3 protein-coding genes are annotated in these 3,702 nt (G+C 78.7%); all 3 read left to right on the top strand.

Going from position 1 to position 3,702, the window contains the following annotated elements:
* Window positions 1-1,187 (top strand): toxin glutamine deamidase domain-containing protein (locus ABD353_RS39365; RefSeq protein WP_344628533.1); only part of this gene is annotated, 1,187 nt, incomplete at its 5' end.
* A complete protein-coding gene (locus ABD353_RS39360; protein ID WP_344628532.1) occupies window positions 1,184-2,467 on the top strand; it encodes an SUKH-4 family immunity protein in 1,284 nt (427 codons plus the stop codon). The genes ABD353_RS39365 and ABD353_RS39360, both read left to right, overlap by 4 nt.
* A 112-nt stretch (window positions 2,468-2,579) precedes the next feature.
* A complete protein-coding gene (locus ABD353_RS39355) occupies window positions 2,580-3,536 on the top strand; it encodes a Ppx/GppA family phosphatase (protein WP_344628531.1) in 957 nt (318 codons plus the stop codon).
* Window positions 3,537-3,702: the final 166 nt, after the last annotated feature.

The raw sequence follows: 3,702 nt of genomic DNA, 5'->3' as shown, positions 1-3,702 counted from the left end.
CCGGCGCCCCCGGTGCTCCCGGTGCGGCGGCTCCCGGTGCGGCCGGCCAGCCCGGTGCCCAGGGCGCCGCCAACGGCGTGGTCGGCGCGGTCGTCGGCACGCCCGGTGCGGTGCCGCGCACCCCGGCCGGTGCCCCCGGCGGTGCTCCCGGCGCCGGCGCCCCGGGCGCGGGCGGCAGTGCCCCGGCCCCGCTGCCGTTCCGGCTCGGCGAGAGCGGCGACCTCCGCCGCCGTCCCGAGGTCCTCGGCCTGGAGCCGCACACCGGCCCGACCGTCGTCCCGGTGCTGCACCCCGGCCAGGTCGCCGCCGCCTACCTGGCGGCCCGCTCCGGACGCTCCGTGCAGGACGCGCCCGCCGCACCCGTCCCCGTCCGCGGGATCGCCGACGGCCGCCCCTACGGTCTGCCCGGCGGGCTCGGTCCGGTCGACCCGGCCCACCAGGCCGAGGTCGAGCGGCTGGTGCCGCGCCGCCCCGACGGCACCCCCGAGCTGCACCCCGACCCGGCCGGCGGCTGGACGGAGGCGCTCAACGGCGGCGGCCCGCGCGAGGCGGGCCGCGCCAACAACACCGTCGACGTCGCGCTCTCCTCGGTCGACACCTTCTCCGGCCTGCCGGTCTGCTCCGCGCCGCGGCTGCCCGACGGCCCGGCCGGCGAGTACGGCGGCCGCGACCGCGCGGAGCGCGAGCTCGGCCGGGAGTTCCACGACGTCGGTGCGGGCGAGGGCGCCCTCGCCCGGGTCGCCGAGACGCTGCTGCGTTCCGGCCCGGGCGCCCAGGCGCTGCTGGTCACCCTGGACGGCTTCCGGCGCTCGCACGCCTGGAACGTGGTCAACCACGGCGAGCGGCTCACCTGGCTCGACCACCAGACCGGCCGCAGCGGCCCCGAGCCGCTGCACAGCGCCGAGCACGGCCTGTGGGCGATCGCCCTGGACGCCGAGTGCCGGCCGCTGGACATCGTGCCCCCGGCCGCCGCGAACGCCGGGTCCGGACCGGCGAAGGCCGATCCGGCAGCAGCCGGTCCCGCGGAGCCCGGCCCCGCGGCGGCGCCCGCCGCCGCGGCCCCGCCGGAGTCCGGGCCGGAGCCCGCCCAGGCACCGGCCGCGGAACCCGCCCGTCCCGCCGAGCCCGCCCCGCCGCGGTCCCGGCTCCACATCCACCGCACCACCGCCGGGAGCGTCCGCCGATGACCACCCGCGAGCAGGCCCTGGAGGCCGCCCACCGCTGGATCAACGGCGCGCTCCCCGCGGAGGGCGCCCGCCCGGTGCACAGCCACGAGTTCGAGCACGGCTGGGTGGTGTGGCCCGAACCGCCGCCCGTCCACGTCAACCCGTTCACCGCCGTCCGGCGCGCCCCGGAGGAGATCGGCGCCGCCTGCGCGGTCGTCGACCGGCTCACCGGCGCGCTCACCGTCTGGCCGTCCGTGCCGGTGCCGGACGTCGTCCGGATGTACCGCGACTTCCTCGGCGCCGGCGACTACGACCCGGCACTGCCGCCCGCCACCGGCGCCGGCGCCCGGGCCGCGCTCCGCTACCGGGACGCCCTCGGCGAGGTGCGGACCCTGGTCGTGCAGTCCGCGACCGGACTGCCGCACCCGGCGCTGCGCGCCGCCGAGCAGCTCCGCGAGCAGGGCGTGCCCGCCGAGGACGTCCTCGGCCTGCACACCGACCTGCGGCCGGCCGCCCTGCCCGGCGGCTACGCCCGGCACGCGCTGGCCGCCGCCCTGCCCGGCGTCCGGATCACCCACGACCTGGCGTACGGGCCGTGGTTCGACGGGCGTGCGGAGGCCGTCCGGGCGGTGCCCGCGCCGGAGGGCGTGCGGCCCAACCGGGTGCCGTTCCCGCGTTCCGTGCCGCCGGCCCAGCCGGAGAGCGGCCGCCCGTTGGCGGAGCGGCTGGCGGCCCGGTTCGGCCCGGAGGGCGTCCGCCGGTTCGACGCCGCGGCGGTGGAGCACGCCGACCTGCCGGAGGCGGTCGCCCGGCCGCTGCTGGAGGTCGGCCTGCCGGTCGCCGTCGAGGGCTTCTTCGCGCTGCACCACCCGGAGCCGGACGGCGTCCACGACGGCACCCGCACCGACCTGGTGCTGCCCGACGCCGCCGCCCGCCTCGCCGAGGCCGGCCGCGGCACCCGGGCCACCGCCGACGCCCGGCAGGCCCTGCTGGGCCAGGTGGTGCTGGGCACCGACGGCTGGGCGCTGATCACCGTCGACACGCTGCAGGGCCGCGTCCGGGCGATCGACCCGGACACCGCCGCCGCCCGCTACTGCAACGCCGACGTGACCGCCTTCGCCCGCTGCCTGGTGCTGCTCGCCGAGCGCCTCCCGGCGCTGCGCGGCCTCCACCCGTACGCGGCCGGCCCCGCCGTCGCCGAGCTGCAGTGGGCCCTGGCCGCCGTCGACCGCACGGTGTTCACCGACCCGGAGAACTGGTGGGCGGTGATCGTCGAGCAGCTCTGGCACGGGCTGCTGTGACCGCGCCGGGCCGGTGACGGGGCCGCCGACCGGGTCGCCGCCGGCGGCCCCCGGACGCCGGAACGGGGGATCCGGGCAGGTGGGCGGACCGGATCGCGTAGCGTGTTCCGCTATGCGACTCGGTGTTCTCGACGTGGGTTCCAACACCGTCCACTTCCTCGTGGTGGACGCGCACCCCGGTGCTGCCCCCCTCCCGGCGTACTCGCACAAGGCCGAACTGCGGTTGGCCGAGCTGCTCGACGAGGACGGGGCGATCACCCCGACCGGCGTCGACCGGCTGGTCTCGATGGTCGCCTCCTCGATCGCGGTCGCCGAGGACAAGGGCGTCGTCGAGATACTGCCGTTCGCCACCTCGGCCGTCCGGGAGGCCGCCAACGGCGAGGCCGTGCTGCAGCGGGTCAGCGACGAGACCGGCATCGAGCTGCGGGTGCTCTCCGGGCAGGACGAGGCCCGGCTCACCTTCCTGGCCGTCCGCCGCTGGTTCGGCTGGTCCTCCGGCCGACTGCTCAACCTCGACATCGGCGGCGGCTCGCTGGAGATCGCCTGCGGCCTCGACGAGCAGCCCGACATCGCCGCCTCGCTGCCGCTCGGCGCCGGCCGGCTCACCGCCCGGCTGCCCGGCGACGTCGCCGACCCGGCGGACGTCCGGGAGCTGCGCCGCCACATCCGCGCCGAGATCGCGAACGTGGTCGGCGAGTTCACCAGACAGAACGCGCCCGACCACGCCGTCGCCACCTCCAAGACCTTCAAGCAGCTGGCCCGGATGGCCGGCGCCGCCCCCACCGACGCCGGACCGCGGGTGCCCCGGCGGCTCACCCGCAGCGGCCTCTCCGCCTGGCTGCCGCGGCTCGCCACCATGACCGTCGCCGAACGGGCCCGCATCCCCGGCGTCTCCGAGGGCCGCGCCCGGCAGCTGCTCGCCGGTGCGCTCGTCGCCGACGCGGCGATGGACCTCTTCGGCCTCGACGAGCTGGACATCTGCCCGTGGGCGCTGCGCGAGGGCATCATCCTGCGCCGCCTCGACGCCCTGGACACCCCGGCCGACCGGAGGCCCGCCCTCACCCCCTGACGGCCCGCCGGGTGAGACGTGGCCCACGCTTCCTCCGGCTCTGCCCCCATTCGTCCGCGCCGCCGCATACCCTGTGTCCCGTGGCGGAAGCACCGGACGACGACGCATCGCCGGCCGGCCGCGAGGCCGAGGACGGCGCGCAGCGGGCGTCCGGGCCGCGCCGGGC

It is taken from the genome of Kitasatospora arboriphila, from assembly GCF_039528095.1.
In the GTDB taxonomy this organism is placed as follows: Bacteria; Actinomycetota; Actinomycetes; order Streptomycetales; family Streptomycetaceae; genus Kitasatospora; species Kitasatospora arboriphila.
Note: the sequence above shows the minus strand (reverse complement) of the source record. Positions and strands in the feature narration are given on the sequence as shown.

Excerpts from the sequence above, each read along its gene's own strand:
- ABD353_RS39360 (WP_344628532.1), top strand. The coding sequence starts at position 1,184 with ATGACCACCCGCGAGCAGGCCCTGGAGGCCGCCCACCGCTGGATCAAC.
- ABD353_RS39355 (WP_344628531.1), top strand. The coding sequence starts at position 2,580 with ATGCGACTCGGTGTTCTCGACGTGGGTTCCAACACCGTCCACTTCCTC.